This is a genomic window from Domibacillus indicus (assembly GCF_023715895.1).
GTDB lineage: Bacteria > Bacillota > Bacilli > Bacillales > Domibacillaceae > Domibacillus > Domibacillus indicus_A.
In genome coordinates this window covers 204,900-226,052 of sequence record NZ_JAMBOO010000003.1, presented here as the reverse complement: position 1 = coordinate 226,052, position 21,153 = coordinate 204,900, and the positions used below count along the sequence as shown (strand labels likewise).

Annotated in this window: 26 protein-coding genes and 1 pseudogene; 25 read left to right on the top strand and 2 right to left on the bottom strand. The window is 46.7% G+C overall.

Annotation, left to right across the window (positions count from 1 at the left end; translation table 11 throughout):
- Window positions 1-46 precede the first annotated feature (46 nt).
- The 14 genes and pseudogenes from mntR to M3221_RS07350 all read left to right on the top strand — a co-directional run bounded on the left by mntR (window position 47) and on the right by M3221_RS07350 (window position 11,940).
- Window positions 47-466 (top strand): transcriptional regulator MntR, encoded by a 420-nt coding sequence (mntR, locus tag M3221_RS07415; RefSeq protein WP_242233668.1) that lies wholly within the window; start codon window positions 47-49, stop codon window positions 464-466.
- A 57-nt stretch (window positions 467-523) separates the two neighbouring features.
- Window positions 524-1,648 (top strand): conserved virulence factor C family protein, encoded by a 1,125-nt coding sequence (locus M3221_RS07410; RefSeq protein ID WP_251270870.1) that lies wholly within the window; start codon window positions 524-526, stop codon window positions 1,646-1,648.
- A 12-nt stretch (window positions 1,649-1,660) separates the two neighbouring features.
- Entirely contained in the window at window positions 1,661-2,092 is a 432-nt protein-coding gene (locus tag M3221_RS07405) for a BrxA/BrxB family bacilliredoxin (protein ID WP_251270869.1), read from the top strand.
- Entirely contained in the window at window positions 2,089-2,856 is a 768-nt protein-coding gene (locus tag M3221_RS07400; protein ID WP_251270868.1) for a class I SAM-dependent methyltransferase, read from the top strand. The genes M3221_RS07405 and M3221_RS07400 overlap by 4 nt, the downstream gene beginning before the upstream one ends.
- Window positions 2,857-3,455: 599 nt before the next feature.
- Window positions 3,456-3,753, top strand: a pseudogene (locus tag M3221_RS07395) (MarR family winged helix-turn-helix transcriptional regulator); the annotation flags it as partial.
- Window positions 3,754-4,050: 297 nt separating this feature from the next.
- The gene (locus M3221_RS07390; protein ID WP_251270866.1) at window positions 4,051-4,686 is read left to right on the top strand and encodes a nitroreductase family protein; all 636 of its coding nucleotides are present in this window, start codon (window positions 4,051-4,053) and stop codon (window positions 4,684-4,686) included.
- Window positions 4,687-4,875: 189 nt separating this feature from the next.
- Window positions 4,876-5,586, top strand: a complete 711-nt coding sequence (locus M3221_RS07385) for a phosphoadenylyl-sulfate reductase (RefSeq protein ID WP_251270865.1) — start codon at window positions 4,876-4,878, stop codon at window positions 5,584-5,586.
- 468 nt (window positions 5,587-6,054) lie between these two features.
- On the top strand, window positions 6,055-7,008 hold the full coding sequence (locus M3221_RS07380; RefSeq protein ID WP_251270864.1) for a thymidylate synthase: 954 nt from the start codon (window positions 6,055-6,057) through the stop codon (window positions 7,006-7,008).
- 257 nt (window positions 7,009-7,265) lie between these two features.
- Window positions 7,266-7,475, top strand: a complete 210-nt coding sequence (locus M3221_RS07375) for a hypothetical protein (RefSeq protein ID WP_251270863.1) — start codon at window positions 7,266-7,268, stop codon at window positions 7,473-7,475.
- Window positions 7,476-7,569: 94 nt separating this feature from the next.
- Window positions 7,570-8,058, top strand: a complete 489-nt coding sequence (locus M3221_RS07370) for a dihydrofolate reductase (protein ID WP_251270862.1) — start codon at window positions 7,570-7,572, stop codon at window positions 8,056-8,058.
- A 145-nt stretch (window positions 8,059-8,203) separates the two neighbouring features.
- Window positions 8,204-9,196, top strand: a complete 993-nt coding sequence (locus tag M3221_RS07365; RefSeq protein WP_251270861.1) for an ABC transporter substrate-binding protein — start codon at window positions 8,204-8,206, stop codon at window positions 9,194-9,196.
- A gap of 55 nt (window positions 9,197-9,251) precedes the next feature.
- The gene (locus M3221_RS07360; RefSeq protein WP_251270860.1) at window positions 9,252-10,169 is read left to right on the top strand and encodes an ABC transporter permease; all 918 of its coding nucleotides are present in this window, start codon (window positions 9,252-9,254) and stop codon (window positions 10,167-10,169) included.
- Window positions 10,162-10,956 carry an ABC transporter ATP-binding protein gene (locus M3221_RS07355; RefSeq protein ID WP_251270859.1) on the top strand — a complete coding sequence of 265 codons (795 nt, stop codon included), beginning with the start codon at window positions 10,162-10,164 and terminating at the stop codon, window positions 10,954-10,956. Before M3221_RS07360 ends, M3221_RS07355 begins: the two co-directional genes overlap by 8 nt.
- Before the next feature lie 126 nt (window positions 10,957-11,082).
- Window positions 11,083-11,940, top strand: a complete 858-nt coding sequence (locus M3221_RS07350; protein ID WP_251270858.1) for a DegV family protein — start codon at window positions 11,083-11,085, stop codon at window positions 11,938-11,940.
- Window positions 11,941-11,958: 18 nt separating this feature from the next.
- On the opposite strand, the gene M3221_RS07345 is transcribed toward M3221_RS07350, so the two are convergent.
- Together M3221_RS07345 and M3221_RS07340 are read right to left on the bottom strand one after the other, a co-directional pair.
- Complete coding sequence (locus M3221_RS07345; RefSeq protein WP_251270857.1) at window positions 11,959-12,327, bottom strand: cyclic-phosphate processing receiver domain-containing protein; 369 nt, start codon at window positions 12,325-12,327, stop codon at window positions 11,959-11,961.
- Window positions 12,328-12,867: 540 nt separating this feature from the next.
- The gene (locus M3221_RS07340) at window positions 12,868-13,356 is read right to left on the bottom strand and encodes a PCYCGC domain-containing protein (RefSeq protein WP_251270856.1); all 489 of its coding nucleotides are present in this window, start codon (window positions 13,354-13,356) and stop codon (window positions 12,868-12,870) included.
- 127 nt (window positions 13,357-13,483) lie between these two features.
- Between M3221_RS07340 and M3221_RS07335 the strand changes: the two genes are divergently transcribed.
- The 11 genes from M3221_RS07335 to M3221_RS07285 all read left to right on the top strand — a co-directional run bounded on the left by M3221_RS07335 (window position 13,484) and on the right by M3221_RS07285 (window position 21,103).
- Window positions 13,484-14,263: a GDSL-type esterase/lipase family protein gene (locus tag M3221_RS07335; RefSeq protein WP_251270855.1), complete on the top strand. Its 780-nt coding sequence runs from the start codon at window positions 13,484-13,486 to the stop codon at window positions 14,261-14,263.
- Window positions 14,260-14,838, top strand: coding sequence for a YpmS family protein (locus tag M3221_RS07330; RefSeq protein WP_251270854.1), 579 nt, complete (start codon window positions 14,260-14,262; stop codon window positions 14,836-14,838). The genes M3221_RS07335 and M3221_RS07330 overlap by 4 nt, the downstream gene beginning before the upstream one ends.
- Before the next feature lie 11 nt (window positions 14,839-14,849).
- A complete protein-coding gene (gene msrA, locus M3221_RS07325; RefSeq protein ID WP_251270853.1) occupies window positions 14,850-15,374 on the top strand; it encodes a peptide-methionine (S)-S-oxide reductase MsrA in 525 nt (174 codons plus the stop codon).
- The gene (msrB, locus tag M3221_RS07320; RefSeq protein ID WP_251270852.1) at window positions 15,371-15,796 is read left to right on the top strand and encodes a peptide-methionine (R)-S-oxide reductase MsrB; all 426 of its coding nucleotides are present in this window, start codon (window positions 15,371-15,373) and stop codon (window positions 15,794-15,796) included. The genes msrA and msrB overlap by 4 nt, the downstream gene beginning before the upstream one ends.
- Before the next feature lie 197 nt (window positions 15,797-15,993).
- A complete protein-coding gene (locus M3221_RS07315) occupies window positions 15,994-16,221 on the top strand; it encodes a YozE family protein (RefSeq protein ID WP_251270851.1) in 228 nt (75 codons plus the stop codon).
- 58 nt (window positions 16,222-16,279) lie between these two features.
- Complete coding sequence (locus M3221_RS07310; protein ID WP_251270850.1) at window positions 16,280-17,041, top strand: sporulation protein; 762 nt, start codon at window positions 16,280-16,282, stop codon at window positions 17,039-17,041.
- 214 nt (window positions 17,042-17,255) lie between these two features.
- Entirely contained in the window at window positions 17,256-17,963 is a 708-nt protein-coding gene (deoD, locus tag M3221_RS07305; RefSeq protein ID WP_242233691.1) for a purine-nucleoside phosphorylase, read from the top strand.
- The gene (locus M3221_RS07300) at window positions 17,960-18,736 is read left to right on the top strand and encodes a M15 family metallopeptidase (protein ID WP_251270849.1); all 777 of its coding nucleotides are present in this window, start codon (window positions 17,960-17,962) and stop codon (window positions 18,734-18,736) included. The genes deoD and M3221_RS07300 overlap by 4 nt, the downstream gene beginning before the upstream one ends.
- 158 nt (window positions 18,737-18,894) lie before the next feature.
- A complete protein-coding gene (locus M3221_RS07295) occupies window positions 18,895-20,337 on the top strand; it encodes a lmo1851 family serine protease (RefSeq protein WP_251270848.1) in 1,443 nt (480 codons plus the stop codon).
- A gap of 126 nt (window positions 20,338-20,463) precedes the next feature.
- Window positions 20,464-20,706 (top strand): hypothetical protein, encoded by a 243-nt coding sequence (locus M3221_RS07290; protein ID WP_251270847.1) that lies wholly within the window; start codon window positions 20,464-20,466, stop codon window positions 20,704-20,706.
- 55 nt (window positions 20,707-20,761) lie between these two features.
- Window positions 20,762-21,103 carry a hypothetical protein gene (locus M3221_RS07285; RefSeq protein WP_251270846.1) on the top strand — a complete coding sequence of 114 codons (342 nt, stop codon included), beginning with the start codon at window positions 20,762-20,764 and terminating at the stop codon, window positions 21,101-21,103.
- Window positions 21,104-21,153 lie beyond the last annotated feature (50 nt).

The following is a 21,153-nucleotide window of genomic DNA, read 5'->3' as shown; positions in this document are numbered from 1 at the left end:
GTTATAGTACACTTTTATTGATGACAATGTCAGGGGGAACGTCCTTATGCCGACACCGAGTATGGAGGATTACATAGAACAGATTTATTTGCTGATTGATACAAAAGGGTATGCACGTGTTTCGGACATCGCCGGTGCCCTGTCGGTTCACCCGTCCAGCGTAACGAAAATGGTGCAAAAGCTTGATAAAGATGAATATCTTGTGTACGAGCGATACCGGGGCCTTATATTAACAGCAAAAGGGCAAAAAATCGGCCGGCGTTTAGTGGAGCGGCACGATTTGCTTGAACGGTTTCTGTCGGTGATCGGGGTGGATGAAGCACATATTTACGAAGATGTGGAAGGTATTGAACACCACTTAAGTTCCGATTCCATCAACCGGATCGCGGACTTGATCGAATACTTTGAAGAAGACCCGGCGCGCATCGAAGCGCTGAAAAAAGTAAATGACCGAAACAAGGAATGAATCCGTCCCTTATTTAGGGCGGATTTTTTTCCAAACAAGGAGGAGGAGGAGTCCAGCATGAAGATTTTAAAAATCGAGCCGACACCGAGCCCGAATACGATGAAAGTAATTTTGGACGAAGAGCTTGCGGCTGGTAAAAGTACGAATTACAAGCCGGAGACAGCAGAAGGGGCGCCTGAAGTCATTCAAGCAATCTTGAAAATTGAAGGCGTCCGCGGTGTCTACCATGTGGCAGACTTTATCGCGCTTGAGCGAAACGGCCGTTACGACTGGCAGGATATTTTGCCGAACGTCCGCGCCGCCTTTGGCGAAAGCAGCACAGAAGAAAGAGAAACCAAACCGCTTGAGCATTTTGGCGAAGTGGAAACCTTTATTCAAGTGTACAAAGGTATTCCCCTGCAGCTAAAGCTTGTATCAGCAGACGAAGAAAAACGGCTGGCGCTCCCGGACTACTGCCAGGACGCGTTCCGGCAGCTGACCGAAAGCGGCGGTGACAATTACATTTTAGAGCGTAAGTGGCAGGAGTTCGGTATCCGCTACGGAGAGCTGGATGCGATTGCCCCTGAACTGCTGGAAGAAGTGATGGCCGCTTATCCGAAAGAACGGGTGGAGCGCCTCGTGGAAGCAGCACAGGCAGGCGGCCCGCTTGTGCAGCATAAAGAGCACGGCGTAAAGCCGGCTAAAGAAGCGTGGCTCAAGGAGGCGGACTGGCGTAAACGATACCAGCAGCTGGAGCAAATGCCAGATCCGGATCTTGCGGATATGCCGCTGTTAGAAGCCGCGCTTCAGGATGAAAAAGCCGCCATCCGGCGTTTGGCCGTTGTGTATGCGGGAATGATTGAAGACAAGCGTATTTTGCCTGTACTGCGTAAAGCACTCGAAGATCCAGCTGTTACGGTGCGCCGTACAGCCGGTGACTGTATGAGTGATCTTGGTTTTCCGGAAGCAGCGGATGCAATGATTGAAGCGCTGAAGGATAAAAGTAAAATTGTCCGCTGGCGCGCAGCGATGTTTTTATATGAAGCAGGCAATGAATCGGCGCTTCCGGCCCTGCGCGAGGCAGCGGATGATCCGGAATTTGAAGTGAAAATGCAGGTTTTGATGGCCATTGAACGGATCGAAGGCGGAGAAGAAGCAAAAGGCTCGGTGTGGAAGCAAATGACAGAAGCCCGAAACCAATAAGGAGGAATAAAAATGAATGCTTATGAAGAATACATGAAACAAATGGTGATCCCAATGCGTGCAGAATTAACAAACGCCGGGTTCACAGAACTGACAACAGAAGAAGAAGTGAATAGCTTTATGGAATCAGCCCAAGGCACAACACTTGTCGTGATTAACTCAGTGTGCGGCTGTGCGGCAGGCCTTGCCCGCCCGGCAGCGGTTCAAGCGTCTATGAATGAGCATGCACCAGACCGCCTCGTGACGGTTTTTGCCGGACAGGACCGGGAAGCAACAGCTGCGATGCGTGCATGGATGCCGGAATTTGAACCGTCTTCTCCATCGATGGCGCTTTTAAAAGGAAATAAAGTCGTACATTTTGTGCCGCGTGAGGAAATCGAAGGCCACGATCTCGGTGCGATTATCTCGAACTTAACAACGGCTTTTGATCAGCACTGCCAGTGATTGTCACCACATCTCAGCGGGCTGATGCCCGTGTAAGAGCGAGGGCGGCGGCGCTTGCTGAGCAGTTCGGAGTGCCCTTTATAGAACGGAAAAAGCAGCCGGTGAACAAGCTGGCTGCTTTTTATGAATGTCCGGTTCTTTTGGTATCAAAAGAGCGGCTTGAACTGCATGATGGCAGCGGGACACCTTTCTTTTTCCATCCCGGGTCTGCGATGTTTCGCGTCAAGCGGCTGCTCGCGGGCGGAGAAGATGAACTGGTAAACGTGTGCGGTTTGAAGAGCGGCATGTCATTTTTAGACTGCACAATGGGACCGGCGGCCGACAGTATTACCGCTTCTGCGGCTGTAGGAGAGGCAGGACGTGTGCAATCGATAGAAGCAAATCCGTTTATTGCCCATATTGTCGGGGAAGGGCTTGGGTTATGGACGGATGGGCCGGAGCCGCTGCTTGCGGCCATGAAAAGAATCCAGGTTCGGCCGGCCGAGTATCATACGTATTTAAAAGAAGTGCCCGATGAATCATTTGATGTGGTTTATTTTGATCCGATGTTTGAAACCGCGGTCGATTCAAGCGGAATTGCTCCGCTTCGGTCATTTGCTGCTTATCATGATTTGACCATGGAAGCTGTCGGGGAAGCAAAGCGGATTGCCAGACACCGCGTGGTGCTGAAAGACCATTTTCGTTCTCAGCGTTTTGCAGAATTCGGTTTTACCCAGCACATCCGGAAAACATCGAAGTTTCATTTCGGCACGATTGAAAAATAAATTTGCCGTATCATTTAAAAAATAAAATCAAGAAAAGATGCCATAGGGCCGATAAATGAACTTTATCGGCCTCAGGCTGGTGACAAACGCCCGCTTTCGGCGTCACTTGCCGGCTGGGAATGCCCATGACCCCAAAAAGGTCACTCCGCTTCCCAGCCGGCGGCGTTCCTGGAAAGTCAGACGTTTTCAATCAGCCTGCTTTCTTACTTTGTCTACACTCTCAGGCCGATAAATGAAATTTGTCGGCTTTTTTTATTAAAATATTGTTTTAAAATGAAAAAAACATGCCTGGTATCGAGGCATGGTTTTTTTCATTAATGGAGAAAAGATTGCTGCATGTTCCACTTTCAAAAGCCGTTCGCTGCTCGTTCTGGGCAAGCAGATCACTCCGCCAATGCCAGGCCAATCTTCTCTTTGCGAAAAAAGAGTAAAGAACAGGATGGGAATAGGCATACTAAAAAAAGGGTCTGTAGAAAAGGGAGGAACTGTAAAAGATTGTTGACACTCTCACCTGAATTGTGTAATATTTAATTGTACACAATTTAATTTTAAAAAATATAATTTTGGACAATTTATATAGGTGAAGGAATGATGGAACTGTGAATGAGAACTTAAAGCTTGAGAATCAGCTTTGTTTTGCGATCTATGCTTGTTCCCGTGAAATCACCCGGTTATACCGTCCTGTCCTTGAGCAATTTAACATCACGTACCCCCAGTATTTAACGTTACTCGTACTTTGGGAGCACAACAGGCTCACGGTAAAGGAAATTGGAGAATTGCTTCATCTTGACAGCGGTACATTAACGCCCATGCTAAAGCGAATGGAAGCGATGGACTTAGTCAAGCGTGTAAGGTCAATGGATGATGAGCGGAAGGTATGGATTGAGGTAACAGAGAAAGCAAATGAAATGAGGAAAGAAGCGGTCTGTGTATCGCAAATGTGTTCCCCTCATTACGGTATTACACAAGAGCAGTATGTGGATTTACTGGCGCAAATGAAACACATTTTAGGAAACCTACAAAAAGAAACAAGGAATATAAAATAAAAGTAGGCTACACAACAAATGCAGAAGCGGCAGGCCGTAACGAACGAGCAGCTTCTTCTGGCAGCATAGTAGACACGGATTTAAAAACACTCATGTACAAAATGTAATTTCGAAAACATAACGATTTAATAGAAGGAGTTTTACAGCTATGATTACACAAAAAATAAACGACTTTAATGAAATTGTAAAAGGACGCCGGTCCATTAAAAATTACGATCCAGCGGTGAAAATCAGCAAGCAGGAAATGGAAGAGATTCTTACACTCGCGACTACTGCACCTTCTTCCGTTAATATGCAGCCATGGAGATTTCTCGTGATCGAGAGTCCCGAAGCAAAAGCAAAGCTTGCTCCTCTGGCACGCTTTAATCAAAACCAGGTAGAAACTTCTGCTGCCGTGATTGCAGTGTTCGGCGATATCAACAACTTTGAAAAGTTTGAAGAAATTTATGGCAAAGCAGTAGAAGAAGGGCATATGCCGCTGGAAGTAAAAGAAGGCATTCACAAGTCTTTTGCCGGCTACTTCGAAACCATTTCCCGTGCAGAGATGGAAGATGTCGTCCTAGTAGATGGCGGCCTTGTATCCATGCAGATCATGCTTGCTGCCCGTGCATATGGGTATGATACAAATCCGATCGGCGGTTATGAAAAGGACCAAATTGCCGAAGCATTTGGTTTAGACAAGGAACGGTATGTGCCAGTTATGCTGATTTCTATCGGGAAAGCTGCAGATACAGGGCACACATCTGTCCGCCTTCCAATCGACCGAGTGGCGCAATGGAAGTAAGTTGTACAAAACGCTTCATGAAGAATGACTTCTGATGATCATTCTTCATGGTTCCTTAGAAAAGGTGATTACACAGGTGAAAGCGGAATAATGGTTTCACCTGCTTTAAATGTAATAAAAATCGTTACAGTTTGCCGCGATGAATAAAAAGCGATTATATGTAAACTTAAGATTGGAGGATCAGGAAAAATGGCAGCTTTAACATATGAAAACTGGGATGGCGTGCAGATCGATTTTCCAATAGACAATTCTTTAAAAGGCAGCCGCGATGTATTGAAGTGGGCTTTTGAAGAATATGGAGAAGAGATTGTGTATGCGTGCAGCTTTGGAATAGAAGGCATCGTCTTAATCGACCTTATCTCAAAAGTAAATCCAAACGCGAAGATTGCGTTTCTTGATACAGACTTTCACTTTCAAGAAACGTATGAATTAATTGAAAAAGTAAAGAAAAAGTATCCGACACTTCGCATTGAAATGCAAAAACCAGAATTAACGCCAGAAGAGCAGGCTGCGCAGTACGGGGAGGAGCTCTGGAAAAGCCAGCCCGATCTTTGCTGCAGTATTCGCAAAGTGGAGCCTTTAAAGAAAGTATTGACGGGACCAAAAGCCTGGATATCCGGCTTAAGAAGAGAACAATCTGAAACACGGCGCCATGTTGAATTTATCAACTTTGACAATAAATTTGAATCGATTAAAATTTGCCCGTTAATTCATTGGACGGAAGAAGATGTATGGAACTATGTCAAAGCATTTGGACTTCCGTATAATACTCTTCACGACAAAGGCTACCCGAGTATTGGCTGCGAATATTGCACCATTGCGGTTGAGGCAGGACAAAATTCACGTGCAGGCCGATGGGCTTCCCTTGAGAAAACAGAATGTGGTCTTCATAAGGTATAGGTCTCAAAGAGTGGTTTGAAAGGGAAAATCGGATAGAGAAGATGGAAAACTGTACTGTCAGTAAAGTAAGAAAGCGTCATTTTAACAGAATCAGGTAGATTTTATTCGAATGATGCTCAAAAACTCATCTTTTTCTGCACACACAGCTGCTCGATATGAATGGACGGTTACGGACATATTTTATATACGTACAGGCAAAAAAAGCGATCTTTCATCACAGGAAAGGTCGCTTTTTGGCTTATTTGATCCCGATTACTGAGCTTGGCTGTTTCCATTGTGATGGAGGGAGCTGATCAACTTCTAGAACGCGCTCGATCTGTGCAGGCAATGGATTACCGTATAAAAGTGAAATTCCTTTTGCGTTCCATCAAAAGGCCGGGTCAGGGCTTGAATCGAAAAAGTTCTCTTGGTATGATGCGGAGGGTACAAAGAAATGAACGGTCCGCACGGATCAGTAGGAGGAAACAGGTGAGCAGGAGTGAACAACAATACCTTGACTTAAGCCGTGATATTTTAGCGAACGGCAACAGAAAAGAAGACCGGACCGGTACGGGAACCATTTCTGTATTTGGCCGGCAGATGCGGTTTAACTTAGCGGAAGGATTTCCTCTTTTAACGACGAAGCGGGTGTCTTTTAAACTGGTAGCCTCCGAAATGCTTTGGTTTTTAAAAGGAGACACCAATATCCGTTATTTGCTTGAGCACAACAATAATATTTGGAATGAATGGGCATTTAAACGCTGGGTGGAAAGCGCGGAATACGAGGGACCGGATATGACTGACTTCGGCCGGCGTGCTTTGGCTGATGAAGCATTTGCGGTGCAGTATGATGAGCAGATGGCACTCTTTAAACAGCGTGTGCTTGAAGACGCGGACTTTGCGGAAAAGTTTGGCGAACTCGGCGACGTATATGGACGCCAATGGCGCGCATGGAAAACCTCACAGGGCGAAACCATTGACCAAATCGGTGATGTGATTGAGATGATCAAAAAAACACCGGACTCCAGACGCTTGATTGTATCCGCCTGGAACCCAGAAGATGTGCCGTCTATGGCGCTGCCGCCATGCCATACGATGTTTCAATTTTACGTAGCGGATGGCAAACTTTCCTGCCAGCTTTACCAAAGATCGGGTGATACTTTCCTCGGAATTCCATTTAACATTGCCGGTTATTCGCTGCTGACGCATTTAATTGCGAATGAATGCGGCTTAGAGGTGGGCGAATTTGTCCATACAATTGGCGATGCGCATATTTACACAAATCATATCGAGCAGGTAGAGACGCAGCTTTCACGTGAGCCAAAAGCGCTGCCGACCCTCGAAATAACAAAGGGAAAATCATTGTTTGATATTGAGCTTGATGACCTTCAGCTGACGGGCTATGATCCCCATCCAGCCATCAAAGCTCCTGTTGCAGTTTGAAAACCAGCCTCAGGCTGCCTGCAAACGCCCGCTTTCGGCGTCACTTGCCAGCTGTAAATGCTCATGACCCCGAAAAGGTCACTCCGCTTCCCAGCTGGCGGCGTTCCTGGAAAGACAGACGTTTTCAATCAGCCTGTTTTCTTACTTTGTCTATACTCTCAAACCAGCCTTTGGCTGGTTTTTTGTTTGTTTAAAGCGAATAGCGTCCGGGTAAGGAAAAGAAATCTGACCAAACTTTATATAGGGAGGCATTTTTCATGAACCAAAAACTGCAAATTTTAGGAGAAGGACGCAAAGTTCTTAAAAAAGAGGTAGACGAATTTGGAACAGACCGGACCGTTTCAACGATTGAATATGATGATGGAACAGTGGTGAAAATTACGGTTGCAAACGGTGATATAGATATTGAATGCAATAAAGGGCTGAACATGCAGCCGGACGGAAACACAGCAACCATTGTCGGCTAGTGTAAGGAAAAAGCATCCGGGCGGATGCTTTTTTCATGTGATGGATGGAAATATGGTACGATGTGAACGAAGAACGAAAGAAAGGAAGAGAGCCATGATTTCATTTATTTGGGCAGAGGCGAAAGGCGGCGTGATTGGCCGCGATAACGACCTGCCGTGGCGCCTGCCGGAGGATTTACGCTTTTTTAAAAGAACAACGCTTGGGTACCCAATTGTTATGGGGAGAAAAACATTTGCGTCCTTTGGAAGCAAGCCGCTGCCAAAGCGGGAGAACATTATTTTAACGACAGACCGTGACTTTCATCAGGACGGTGTGACGGTTGTTCACTCAAAAGAAGAGGTGCTTCAAAGAGCAAAAAATGAGGATATTTTTGTGATTGGCGGTGCGAATGTGTTCAAGCAGTTTTTGCCGGAAGCAGACCGTCTATACGTCACGAAAATCGAGGCGGAATTTGAAGGAGATACGGTTATCGACTTTATTCCATGGGATGAGTTTCAAGAAACCTCCTGTACAAAAGGAGAAAAAAATGAAGAAAATCCGTATGACTACTTTTTTTGTGTGTACGATCGAACGACAAGGTAAGAAGCCTTGTCGTTTTTTCTGTTTATAGGTCATTCGTTGTACAGTATATTAAAAAAATTCTTGCTTTTCTGTTATTATTCGAAGATAATAAACATTAATTTACTACATAAAAGCGGTTACGCAAAAAAGAGGGGGCAGTTTAGGGATGAGTAAATGGAAATGGATGATGACGACAGGTGCGGCGGCTATGATGCTGGCAGCATGCGGCGGAGAGGAAGAAGCCAAAACCGAATCCGGTGGGTCATCAGAAGGAGATACATATAAAGTGGGTGTTACACAATTTGTAGAGCACCCATCGCTTGATAATGCATACAAAGGATTTCAAGAAGGATTGAAAGAAGAAGGCGTTTCCGTAGAGCTTGATGAACAAAATGCACAGGGTGACCAAAATAATAACCAGACGATTGCGCAAAACTTTGTAGCGGATGACGTCGATTTGATTTTCGCTAACTCGACACCAAGCGCTACAGCAGCGCTGAATGCCACAAAAGATATTCCGATTGTATTCACATCGGTAACAGATGCGGTCTCTGCTGGATTGGTTAAAGACACCGAAGCACCAGGAGGTAATGTAACGGGGACACTTGATTTGCATCCAGACGCCATTTCCAATACGGTGAAATTTATGACCGAAGCAGTGAAAGGCAAAAATGTCGGCGTGATTTACAACGCGGGCGAGCAAAACTCTGTTGCGCAGGCAGAGCAAATTGAATCCATTTTAAAAGAAAACGGCTTGAAGATGGTACCGGTAACGGTTTCAGCCTCTTCTGAAGTAAAGCAGGCAGCAGAAAGCTTAGTCGGCAAAGTCGATATGTTTTATATCTTTACAGACAACACGGTTGTTTCTGCACTTGAATCCGTTATTCAAGTAGCAAACGATAAAGATATTCCGCTGTTTGTCGGAGAAAAAGATTCAGTTGTACGGGGCGGCTTTGCGGCATACGGATTCGATTATGAAGAAATCGGAAAAGAAGCCGGCAAAATGGCTGCACAAATTTTAAAAGGTGAAGCAAAAGCAGGCGATCTTCCTGTTTTGCCGCCGCAGGATTTAAAACTTGTAATCAATGAAAAAGCAGCAGCTGAAATGAATATCGAGATTAAAGATGAGTGGAAACAGGATGCAGAGATTGTAAAATGAGTGGAAAAGGCGCGCCTTCACCGGGCGCTTTTTCTTGTATATAGGGGGATTTTTTATGATGACAGCCATGTTTGGCGCCGCGGAATCGGGCGTCATTTATGCAATTATGGCACTCGGTGTTTACTTGTCATTCCGGGTGCTTGATTTTCCAGACTTAACGGTAGACGGAAGCTTTGTAACAGGCGGAGCCGTTGCCTCGATTATGATTGTAAATGGAAGCGATCCATTTACAGCGACGATCGCCGCGCTGTTTGCCGGCTTTCTGGCTGGATGTGCAACCGGAATGTTGCACACAAAAGGCGGCATCAACCCGCTTTTGTCCGGCATTTTGATGATGATTGCCTTGTACTCTATTAATCTGCGGATTATGGACAAGCCGAATGTGCCGCTGTTAGCGGAAGAAACGGTGATGACAAAAATAAATGCCTGGTTTGCTTCTGAGTGGAGCGTTCTTTTGTTTATGCTCGTGTTAACGCTGATCATTAAATTTGTCACAGATCTATTCTTGAAAACAGAAGTAGGACTGAGTCTGCGCGCGGTCGGAGACAACGAAGGAATGGTGCGGAGCTTTTCGGCCAATACAGGCTGGATGAAAGTACTCGGTCTGGGCCTTTCCAATGCCCTCGTGGCGTTCTCGGGCGCCCTCGTTGCCCAGTATAATGGATTTAACGACGTCGGCATGGGGATTGGGATGATTGTGATTGGTCTTGCTTCCGTTATTATCGGTGAAGCGGTTATCGGGCATTCTTCTATTGCCCGGGCGACGTTGGCGGTTGTGGTCGGGGCGATTTTATACCGGATGATTGTGACGCTTGCGCTTCGGATTGAATTTTTAGATACAGGGGATATGAAGCTGATTACAGCCGTTATTGTCATTATCGCGCTTGTTCTGCCAAAAATGCTCGACCGGCAAAAAGCGGCTGCACGAAAGAAAAAACGGCTTCAGCAGTTAGGAGGCAGCAGCCATGCTTGAAATGAACCAAATTTTTAAAGTGTTTTACGAAGGAACGCCCGATGAAAAGATCGCTTTGAACCGGGTAAACCTGTCGATGAAGCCGGGTGATTTTGTAACCGTGATCGGCTCAAACGGGGCAGGGAAATCGACGTTGATGAACGTGATTTCCGGCAAGCTTACACCGGATATGGGAACGGTCACGATTGACGGGACGAACATGACGTCGCTTGCCGAGCACAAGCGGGCATCCAAAATAGGCCGCGTGTTTCAGGATCCAATGGCTGGGACAGCCCCGACCATGACAATCGAAGAAAATTTGGCTCTTGCTTACAACCGGACGAAAACACGTACGCTCGCATTCGGTGTAACGAAAAAACGGCGTGATTTTTACCGGGAAAAGCTTGAAATGCTGCATCTGGGCTTGGAAAACCGGCTGCAGGCAAAAGTCGGCCTTCTTTCAGGCGGAGAGCGGCAGGCGCTTTCTCTTTTGATGGCGACATTCACTGACCCGAAAATTTTGCTTTTGGACGAGCATACGGCAGCCCTTGATCCGTCACGGGCGGAGCTGATTACGAATTTAACGAAAGAAATCGTAGACAAGCTCGGCTTGACCACACTGATGGTCACCCATAACATGCAGCAGGCACTGGATCTTGGCAACCGGCTGATCATGATGGACAAAGGGCAAATCATTTTTACGGCTAACGAAGCAGAAAAAAGAAGGCTGACCGTGGAAAAGCTGCTGGCAGAATTCCAAAAAATAAAAGGCGGCGGAGGCTTAAGCGACCGCTCGCTTCTGTCGTAAAATGGGAAGAAGACCATGTGTCTTCTTCTTTTTTGTGAAAAGAGCGTTAAGAGGATGGGAAGAATGGATAAAGAAAAGTAAAATGAAGGTATCACCACGTTGAATGGCAGGAAAGAAGGGATATAAATGGGCAGCATTAAAATTGTAACGGACTCGGCACTGGATATGACGAGCGATGAACTCCAAAAGCTCGGCATTACGATGGTGCCGCTGACCGTCCTGATTGACGGGAAAACGTATTTGGATACGGTTGATATTTCAGCGGAAGCGTTTTTGGATAAAATGGCCGCGGCCGGGGAGCTTCCGAAAACCTCACAGCCGCCAGTCGGCCGATTTTTGGATGTTTATAACGATCTCGGTGCAGACGGCAGCCAGATCATTTCCATTCATATGACCGGGGAGATGAGCGGAACATATCAAGCGGCACGACAGGCTGCTGAAATGTCTTCATCCGATGTAACCGTCGTCGATTCACGCTATATTTCAAAGGCGCTTTCTTATCAGGTGCTAGAAGCGGCCCAGATGGCGTCGTCCGGCCGCAGCGTCGAAGACATTATCGCACGCCTTGATGAAATAAGGGCCGAAACAAAGCTGTATATTATGGTCGATACGCTTGAAAACTTGGTTAAAGGCGGCCGGATTGGCCGTGCAAAAGGTTTTATCGGCTCTCTTTTAAATATTAAGCCGATTGCAGACCTAGATATCGGGGCATTATCTCCTGTTACGAAAGTAAGATCACATACAAAAGCGCTGCGTTTTTTTGCAGAGCAGCTGGGCAAAGAACTGGAAGGAAAAAAACTTGTTCATTTTTCCATTATGCATGCCGGCCGGAACAGTGCCGCTTTTTCAGAAAAGCTGAAAGAAGAAGTGGAACGGATCACCGGTTTTCAGCATGTTGAAATTGGCATCACAGCGCCTATTATTTCCGCTCATGCAGGACCGGGCGCCGTCGGCATTATGTATCAGGCTAAAAAAGAAGGATAAAAAAACAGGAACGAGCTTTCATAAGCCGTTCCTGTTTTTCTTATATGCATCTATAGGCGGATGAAGCGGCAAAGGACGAAGTGTCACTTGAATGGCCCGCGGCATTTGGTGATTGGACTGGGCTTCCTTTAAGAAGCGGTACATGGCTTTTCCGCCTGTTGAATTGGCTGAATGAATGGTAATCCGTTCTGCGAACAGCTGGTGCTCAACCATCAGCTGGACGAGAAGAAATCCATTCCTGCTTTTACTGACTAAATCATGATCCAGCGACAAATGGCCGATGGCATGACTTTTTAATAAATCAAAACATTCGTCGATTGTTTCGACAAGTGTGTGGTCAGGAGGACAAGTGCGGTAGTCGTCAAGAAAAACATTGATACTCATCATTATCAGTCCTCACGTTTGACGTAACCAAATTATACCACGTTTTGGACATTTAAACGAGAAAAAGAAAAACAGGCGCTTTATTTAAGCGCCTCAGACTGTAGACAAATCATATTGATGAATGTGCACATGAATGGGATGGATCGGCGGCGTCCAGGCAGCTCCGCTTTCCATGGGGCAGGCGCTGAACCCGACTTCGCCTGGCGGCTCCACCGGTTTCAGCTGCCCGCTAGTCCCATAGGAGTCTGCGCTGCCCTCCCGCCGCCAAGTGGCTTGCGACAAGATTGTATAAAGCTAATAAGGTCGTATTTTTTTGTTTAAAAAAGAGAAAATGTCTATTCGGTCCTTGCTTGTTGATCTTCCACACCACTTAGTGAAGCCTGCCGGACGAAGACTCCTGCGGGAAGTACAGTGAGTCGGGAGACCCCGCAGGCGCAGCCGAGGAGGCTTCCGCACTGCCCGCGGAACGCGAAGTCCGGCAGGCTTCACTTATCGGCTCTTTTTTAAAAGCGAAAGGTTTTGTCTACACATGAGGCGCTTTGTTTAAGCGCCTGGCAGCGGAGTAGGAGTTGGTTCTGCATAGCCTTCACTATACGTATGATCAATATAAGTACGGATTTCTTGCGGCGATTTGCCTTCTTCTGTCATGGCTGCAGCTGTGGCGGCAATGTCCAGGCAGACTCCGCAGCGAGTACCGTGGTCATCCCAGGTGATTTCATTATTGTTTTGTTCCGCAATAAAACAATTCAAGCTGCTTTTATGGCCGGCAGACTCTCCGCATCCACAGTAGCAGGGTATTTGATCGAGCACAGCCGCATGTTTGGCAGCGGCTGCATAAACAGCCCGTACGTTTTCCTCTTTGTCATCTAAAAAAGCTGGCAGTGTATCGGCTGAAGCTGTCACTTCCTGCAGGTCGCCATTCGCGGCTGTATGTGTATGAGAGGTATGTGACTCAGCGGCGTCATCATGTCCACATGCGGCTGCAAAAGGAATAGACATCGTTAAAATGATGATTGATAGTTTCTTTTTCAACGTGTTTTGGGGCTCCTTTCAAATTAGAAGAATACCGGAAAAACTGATATAATCATACATTGAAACCCAATCACTTTCAACCGTGCTTGGAACATGATACGATTTTGAAAAAGAAGAGGTGACGGCGTTGAAGTGGGGAGCAGCGGGCATCATATTAACAGTGCTGCTGGCCGGGTGTGAGAACAACGCACAGGAAACAGTAGAAACACGCGTCCCGCAAAATATAAAGATTGTGTCAATCGGGGATTCCCTGACAGAAGGAGTCGGAGATAGTACAAACTCCGGCGGCTATGTTCCATACCTGGAAGATCAGCTGGAATCGCTCGATGAAATAAAAGACGCATCGTTTGTGAATTACGGAAAGCGCGGCAACCGTACAGACCAGCTGATTAAACGGCTGAAAGAGGAAAAAATGGAAGCGGACATTCAACAGGCCGATATCGTCATGGTTACGATTGGCGGCAATGATGTCGTAAAAGTAGTAAAAGAAAATTGGTCGGATTTAACAGTGGATACATTCGAAAAAGAAGAAGAAGGCTATGGAGAGCGCATCCGCACTGTACTGCAGGACATTAGGACAATTAACGAGGAAGCAGGCATTGTGCTGATCGGCATTTATAATCCGTTTGGCCGTGTTTTTGTTGATACGGATGACGACGAAGCGATTGTTCAAGCATGGAACAAGCGGGCAGAGGAGGTGGCCGCCTCATTTGATCGAACTGTATTTGTAAATGTCGAAACGGTTTTTGGCGAAGGCAGTGACGGGCTGTTTTTTGAAGATCAGTTTCATCCAAATGATATGGGGTATGAACAAATGGCAGGCCGCATTTTTGATACGATCAATGGAGATCCGCTTGAAGAACTGACCAGCCAAAAAATTGTTATGCCAAATGAGGGATCAAATTGACGAAATGGAAAGTGGCCTTTTTTCTACTGTTAGGCGGTATTATTGCCTTCATGGGAATGATTTTGATTTTTATTTTTCTTCCGTCTGGCGCGGAAAAACCGGCCATGCTGGAAGCAGAAGGGGAAACGGCTTTTCACGTAACCTCCACAAAAGCGGAGCTGAATCAGCTCGTAAACTATTATTTAGCACAGGAAGCCGGCGATGCGCCGATCGATTATGATGTATATATTGGCAATGATGTAGAGCTGTATGGCTCTTTCCCGGTGCTTGGAACAGACATTGACTACTATATGACATTCGAGCCGGAAGCGATGGAAAACGGCAATATTGTCCTTCGTCAAAAAGGCCTGCGCGTCGGCCTGCTTGATATTCCGGCTTCATACGTACTGAAAACAGCTGACAGCGCCTATGCGTTTCCCGACTGGGTGCACGTTGTGCCCGATGAGGAGCGGATTTATGTATCACTTGCCGAAATGCGGCTCGATAATGGAATGCGGGTAAAAGCCGAATCATTTAATTTAGCGAAAGACGATATTCAATTTGCGGTGCTTCTGCCGGAAGGAGCCGCAGAATAGGAGGCAGCAGGATGGAAAAAGCAATTTTTGCAGGAGGATGCTTTTGGTGCATGGTAAAGCCGTTTCATGAACAGCCGGGCATTGAGTCGGTTGTAAGCGGCTATACAGGAGGACACACGGAAAATCCAACGTATGAAGAAGTATGCAGCGGAGCAACCGGTCATATTGAAGCGGTTGAAATCACTTTTAATCCGGATGTTTTTTCATATGAAAAACTGCTCGATGTATTTTGGATGCAGATCGATCCGACCGATGCAGGCGGTCAATTTTATGACCGGGGGCGCTCTTATATGCCGGCCATTTTTTACACGACTGAAGAGCAAAAACAGCTCGCGGAAGAATCGAAGCAGCGGCTTGATGCAAGCGGACGGTTCAAAAAGCCGATTGTGGTAGAAATCCTGCCGGCACAGCCGTTTTATCCGGCCGAAGCGTACCACCAGGACTACTACAAGAAAAACCCCGCTCACTATAATGCGTACCAGACCGGTTCAGGCCGGGCTGCTTTTATTCAATCACATTGGAGGGACATGCAATGAACAAAGAAAACTTAAAAGAGAAATTAACGCCGATGCAATATAACGTCACGCAGCAAAACGGAACGGAGCCGCCTTTTCATAATGAATACTGGAATGAAACGGCAGAAGGCATTTACGTGGACATCGTTTCAGGCAAGCCGCTGTTTTCTTCTAAAGATAAATATGATGCGGGCTGCGGCTGGCCAAGTTTTACGAAGCCGATTGAAGCCGTAGAGGTACTGGAAAAACGCGATTTGTCACACGGAATGATTCGAACAGAAGTGCGCAGTAAAACCGCTGATTCGCACCTTGGCCACGTATTTCCGGATGGCCCGATGGAAGCCGGCGGTCTGCGCTACTGCATTAACTCGGCTGCGCTCCGCTTTATCCGTAAAGAGGATTTAGAAGCAGAAGGATATGGAGAATACAAAGACCTTTTCTAAAGTTTTTGAGAGGGTAGACAAAATAAGAAGACAGGCTGAGTGAAAACGCCTGTCTTTCCAGGAACGCCGCCAGCTGGGAAGCGGAGTGACCTTTTTGGGGTCATGAGCATTCACAGCCGGCAAGTGACGCCGAAAGCGGGCGTTTGCTGGCAGCCTGAAAGACCTTTTTTAAGGTCTTTTTTTTGGAGGGAAATAGGATGCATAAGTCATTTTATCATTATTTAATGAGGTACCGGGAGGAGCCGCCGCGCGATAATCTGGCTCTGTTTGCGAATGAAGCATTTGCGGATCATTCTTTTCCAAAGATGGCGGATTCTTATGATGTATTAAGCCGTTATTTGGAAATGGATGTGGATTATTTGCCGACGATGAGCGTATTTGATGAAGCGTGGGAAAAATATGAGCAGGATGAATTAAACCGGTGAAACTTTTTGAATGATGGGTCGTAAATAAGACAACGACAAAGAAATGGAGTGAAGCTGGATGGCATTGTTTAACAAAGCATTGGCAAGCATTGGAATCGGAAACGCAAAGGTGGATACGAAGCTGGAAAGAACCAAATACACAGCCGGCGATGTGATGCGAGGTGTGGTAGAGGTAAAAGGCGGAAACGTCGCCCAGCAGGTGGATTCCATCTATGTATCGGTGATGACGACATATGTGCGGGAAACAGATGACCGCAAAGTAGTCGAGGAAGCAGCGGTAGTAAAGGAAAAATTAAATGAACCCTTTACCATTAATCCTGGTGAAGTACGGGAGTTTCCGCTTCAATTGACGCTTCCATATGAAACGCCGGTTACACAGGGGAAAACGCGGGTTTGGGTGGCCACAGGCCTTGACATTAAGCAGGCAGTGGACCCGGCCGATAAAGATTATATTGATGTCCATCCTACTGTCATGGCAGAAGAAGTGCTCGAGGGTGTCCGCGCGCTTGGATTCCGTCTTCGCGAAGTGGAATGTGAGCACGCCCGCCTGACAAAATATCCATTTGTGCAGGAGTTTGAATTTGTGCCGGTAACAGGCGAATATGCCGGCAAGCTGGACGAACTGGAGGTCTCGTTCCTGCAGCAGTCCAAAGAGGAAGTAGAGGTGCTGCTGCAGGTGGATAGACGGGCACGCGGCCTGGGCGGATTTCTGTCTGAAGCAATGGGCACCGATGAAACAAATATCCGCCTGCGCATTTCCCGCCAGCAGCTTTCAGGATTGCGGAAGATGCTGGATGAAACGATCCGCCGCTTTGCTTAAGAATCAGCGAACTCACTTTGACCGCTGGCATGATACATGCCGGCGGTTCTTTTGTGGTGTCATTCTTGTACTGCCCGCAAAGGTGGGATAGAATGGGATAGAACCCGGGCATTCGTCCGGGCAGATTCGTGCGTTTTAACATATGTACGATAGAAGAGCCAATGGGAAAAGTCTCGAGTTGATTGGCTTATTTTATTTGATGGAGGAATTATAAATGAGTGTACACATTGGTGCAAAACAGGGCGATATCGCCGAAACAGTCTTGCTTCCGGGCGACCCACTGCGGGCAAAATATATTGCGGAGACGTTTTTGGAAAATCCGGTCTGCTATAACGAAGTTCGTGGCATGCTGGGCTTTACCGGTACATATAAAGGAAAGAAGGTATCTGTTCAAGGTACCGGCATGGGTGTGCCGTCGATTTCGATTTATGTGAATGAGCTGATTCAAAGCTATGACGTCAAAAACTTGATTCGGGTCGGTACTTGCGGAGCGATTCAGCAGGACGTAAAGGTACGTGACGTGATTTTAGCGATGACATCATCAACAGATTCCAGCATGAACCGGGTGACGTTTCCGGGAATCGACTATGCGCCGGCAGCCGATTGGTCCCTGCTGAAAGCGGCTTTTGATGCCGGTACGGAAAAAGGGCTCCAACTGAAAGTGGGCGGCGTGTTTACAGCGGATCAGTTTTACAATGATAACGCCGACCATAAAAAATGGGCGCAGTACGGCATTTTAGCCATTGAAATGGAAACAACCGCTCTTTACACGCTGGCAGCAAAATTCGGCCGCCGTGCCCTGTCGGTGCTGACGGTAAGTGACCATATTATTACAGGCGAAGAAACAACAGCCGAAGAACGTCAGACAACGTTCAATGAAATGATTGAAGTGGCGCTTGAAGCGGCGGTTCTATCCAAATGAAAAAAACAGCTTTAACCCTGGCAGCGGCTTTGATGCTTGCCGGATGTACGTCAGCAAAAGAAGAACCCGTAAAAGAAAGTGAACAAACAGCACCTGCAAAAGAAGCCGTGAAAAAAGAAACAGGACCTGTCATTGACGCATCGCATTTCAATCAATTGAAAGAGGTGAACGGTGTGCAGGAAATTCAAAATCCGGAAAATATGATGGTGCTTGTGAACAAAGAGTTTGCGCTGCCTTCTGATTATAGCCCGCCGGATTTGGTTCGCCCGAATGTGCAGTTTTCCTTCGGCAATCAGGACATTGAGAAAAGCTATATGAGAAAAGAAGCGGCCACCGCGCTTGAAACAATGTTTAAAGGGGCGGAAGAAGACGGGATTTACTTGTTTGCCGTGTCAGGTTATCGTTCCTACAGCCGCCAGGAAGAAATTTTAGCGGCCGGGGCGGCAGCAAGCAGCAAAGAACAAGCCTTAAAATCGATCGCTCCGCCAGGCATGAGTGAGCATCAGTCGGGTCTTGCCATGGATATTTCCTCCGAAGGCAATCAATATGAACTCAATGAAGAGTTTGAAGCGACAGAGGAAGGGCGCTGGCTCAAAGATCACGCCCATGAATACGGTTTTATTCTTCGTTATCCGAAAGGCAAGGAAGATATTACCCAGTATATATATGAACCGTGGCATTTTCGCTATATCGGCAAGGAAGCAGCGGCTGTGATTTACAAAAACGGCTGGACACTCGAGGAGTATTTCGAGCAGATGAAACCAGCAGAGTAATCTGGTGATTTCAGCGTGTAGACAGCGTTAGAAAGCAGGCTGACTGGAACCGGCAGAGTAATCTGCCGGCTTTTTAGCAGGTTTTTGTTTTCAAAAATAAACGAAAACTGCTAAAATGAGAAGATCAGTGTACATAGATGATGAAAGCGGGGAACAAAATGGAAGAAGAAAAGCCGGAACAGGGCCATTATGTCAAAATAAAACGATTTCCGTTTATTATAATGATTTTTGCGCTCGTGTTTATTACGGCGGCGGTAACGACACTTACGCTTGCTTTCGGTGACGAGAAAGCAGTTGAAGTTGGAGCGCCGGACCGTTCAGAGTTCAGCAAATTATATGAAGCATACGACAAAATTCAAAGCACGTACTATGAAGATGTGGATCAGGACAAGCTCGTCAACGGTGCGATCAACGGGATGATTGATTCACTTGAGGATCCATACTCAGATTATATGGATGAAAAAGAAGCTTCTCAGTTCCATGAAGAAGTATCCAGCTCGTTCCAGGGAATTGGAGCTGAAGTACAAGAGCAGGAAGGTTACATTGTCGTCGTATCGCCGATTAAAGGATCTCCTGCCGAAAAAGCGGGCTTAAAGCCGAATGATATGATTCTTTCCGTAGATGGAAAAAGCATTCAAGGCATGAGCGCTTCCGAAGCTGTTCTGCTGATCCGCGGCGAAAAAGGAACGAAAGTGACATTAGAAGTGCGAAAAGCCGGAACGGAAAAAGCACAGAAAATGACAATTGTCCGCGATGATATTCCGATTGAAACGGTGTATGCTGAAATGCAGAAAAACGGCATCGCCCATATTCAAATCACAAGCTTTTCCGAGCATACAGCCGAGGAGCTTGAAACAGCCCTTGCTGATATGGAAAAAGAAGGCATGAAAGGCATCGTCCTGGATCTTCGTCAAAATCCAGGCGGCCTGCTTGATCAGGCCATCGAAATGTCCAGCCTTTTTGTACCGGAAGGCAAAAACATTTTACAAATCGAATCTGCCGGCAAAACCGAGGCGTATAAAGCTGAAGGCGGCGAGAAAATTGAGCTGCCGACCGTTGTGTTAATTGACAGCGGCAGTGCGAGTGCGGCAGAAATTATGGCGGCAGCCCTCAATGAATCGGCCGGCATTCCGCTTATTGGTGAAAAATCCTTCGGAAAAGGCACCGTTCAATCGGCTGAGGACTTCAGCGATAATTCTAATTTAAAGCTGACGACAGCAAAATGGCTGACGCCGAACGGAACATGGATTCATAAAAAAGGCATTAAGCCGGATGCGGTTGTAGCGCTTCCTGATTATGCAAACTTGACGTATATTAATCCGGAATCAAAGCTGCAGCTTGAATCGATGACAGATGAAGTGAAAACAGCTGAAAAAATGCTGTCTGCCCTTGGTTACGATCCGGGCAAAGCGGACGGCTACTTCGATGAATCAACGGAAAGCGCCGTAAAAGAATTCCAAAAAGCGGCAAAGCTTGAGGAAACGGGTATCCTAACCGGTGCTTCTACGACGAAACTGATGGAGAACCTTCGCTTAAAGCTTGAACAAAACGATACACAGCTAAACCGGGCGATCCAGTCCGTGCAGGCAAAAATCAAATAAAAAAAACCTCTCCCGGCGTGGAGAGGTTTTTTTATGAGCACATTTTATGGGAGAATAGACGTTTGTCCCTAGCCAAACGACAAAAAGAAGCATAAAATAAAATTCGGAAATAAAGGAGGGTTCTTTTTGGCAGATTGGCATGCATTGTATCAAGCACTGTGGAAAGGACGCACGTTTACCGATATAGAAGAAGCGATCCAAAACGAGCTTGAGGATAAACTGAATCATCCGCGCCTGCGCCGAAAGCCGGAACAAAAGCTGGTTGAAGCGGTACGTCGTGTTTGCGCGTCGTCCTTAACGGATACAGAAAAAGTAACGCTAATTTCTGTTTATTTGGATCATTTTGAAGAAATCAAACAAAAGCATTGATTTTATACCCCTTCGCGTATAAAATAAAGCAGGAAACGGATGGAGGGAAGCAAAAATGACGGTGGTGATCATGGCCGCCGCAGTGCTGGTAATCGCAGCAGCGCTGCTTATTGGCTATAAACGTTATTGGCCGGTTAACGTAAAGCGCATATCTCTCGAAGAAGCGGCTGGGCATCCGGTAATTGATGTGCGTGACTGGCAGGAAGCAAACCGACTGCCGCTTGAAGGAGCAGAGCTTATTCCATGCGGTTACATTCCGCGGAATGCGGGCAAATTTGGCGGGCAGGAAGTGTATATCGCTGCTGCTTCAGCGGTTGAACGGAACTTTTCCGTCCGGCTGTTGAAAAAATACAACATTCATGTAAAAGGGTTTATTTGCATGGATGGCTCTCTTTAAGCCGGTGCTTTTGCATCGGCTTTTTAAATTTGCCAGCCCCGTATCGAATC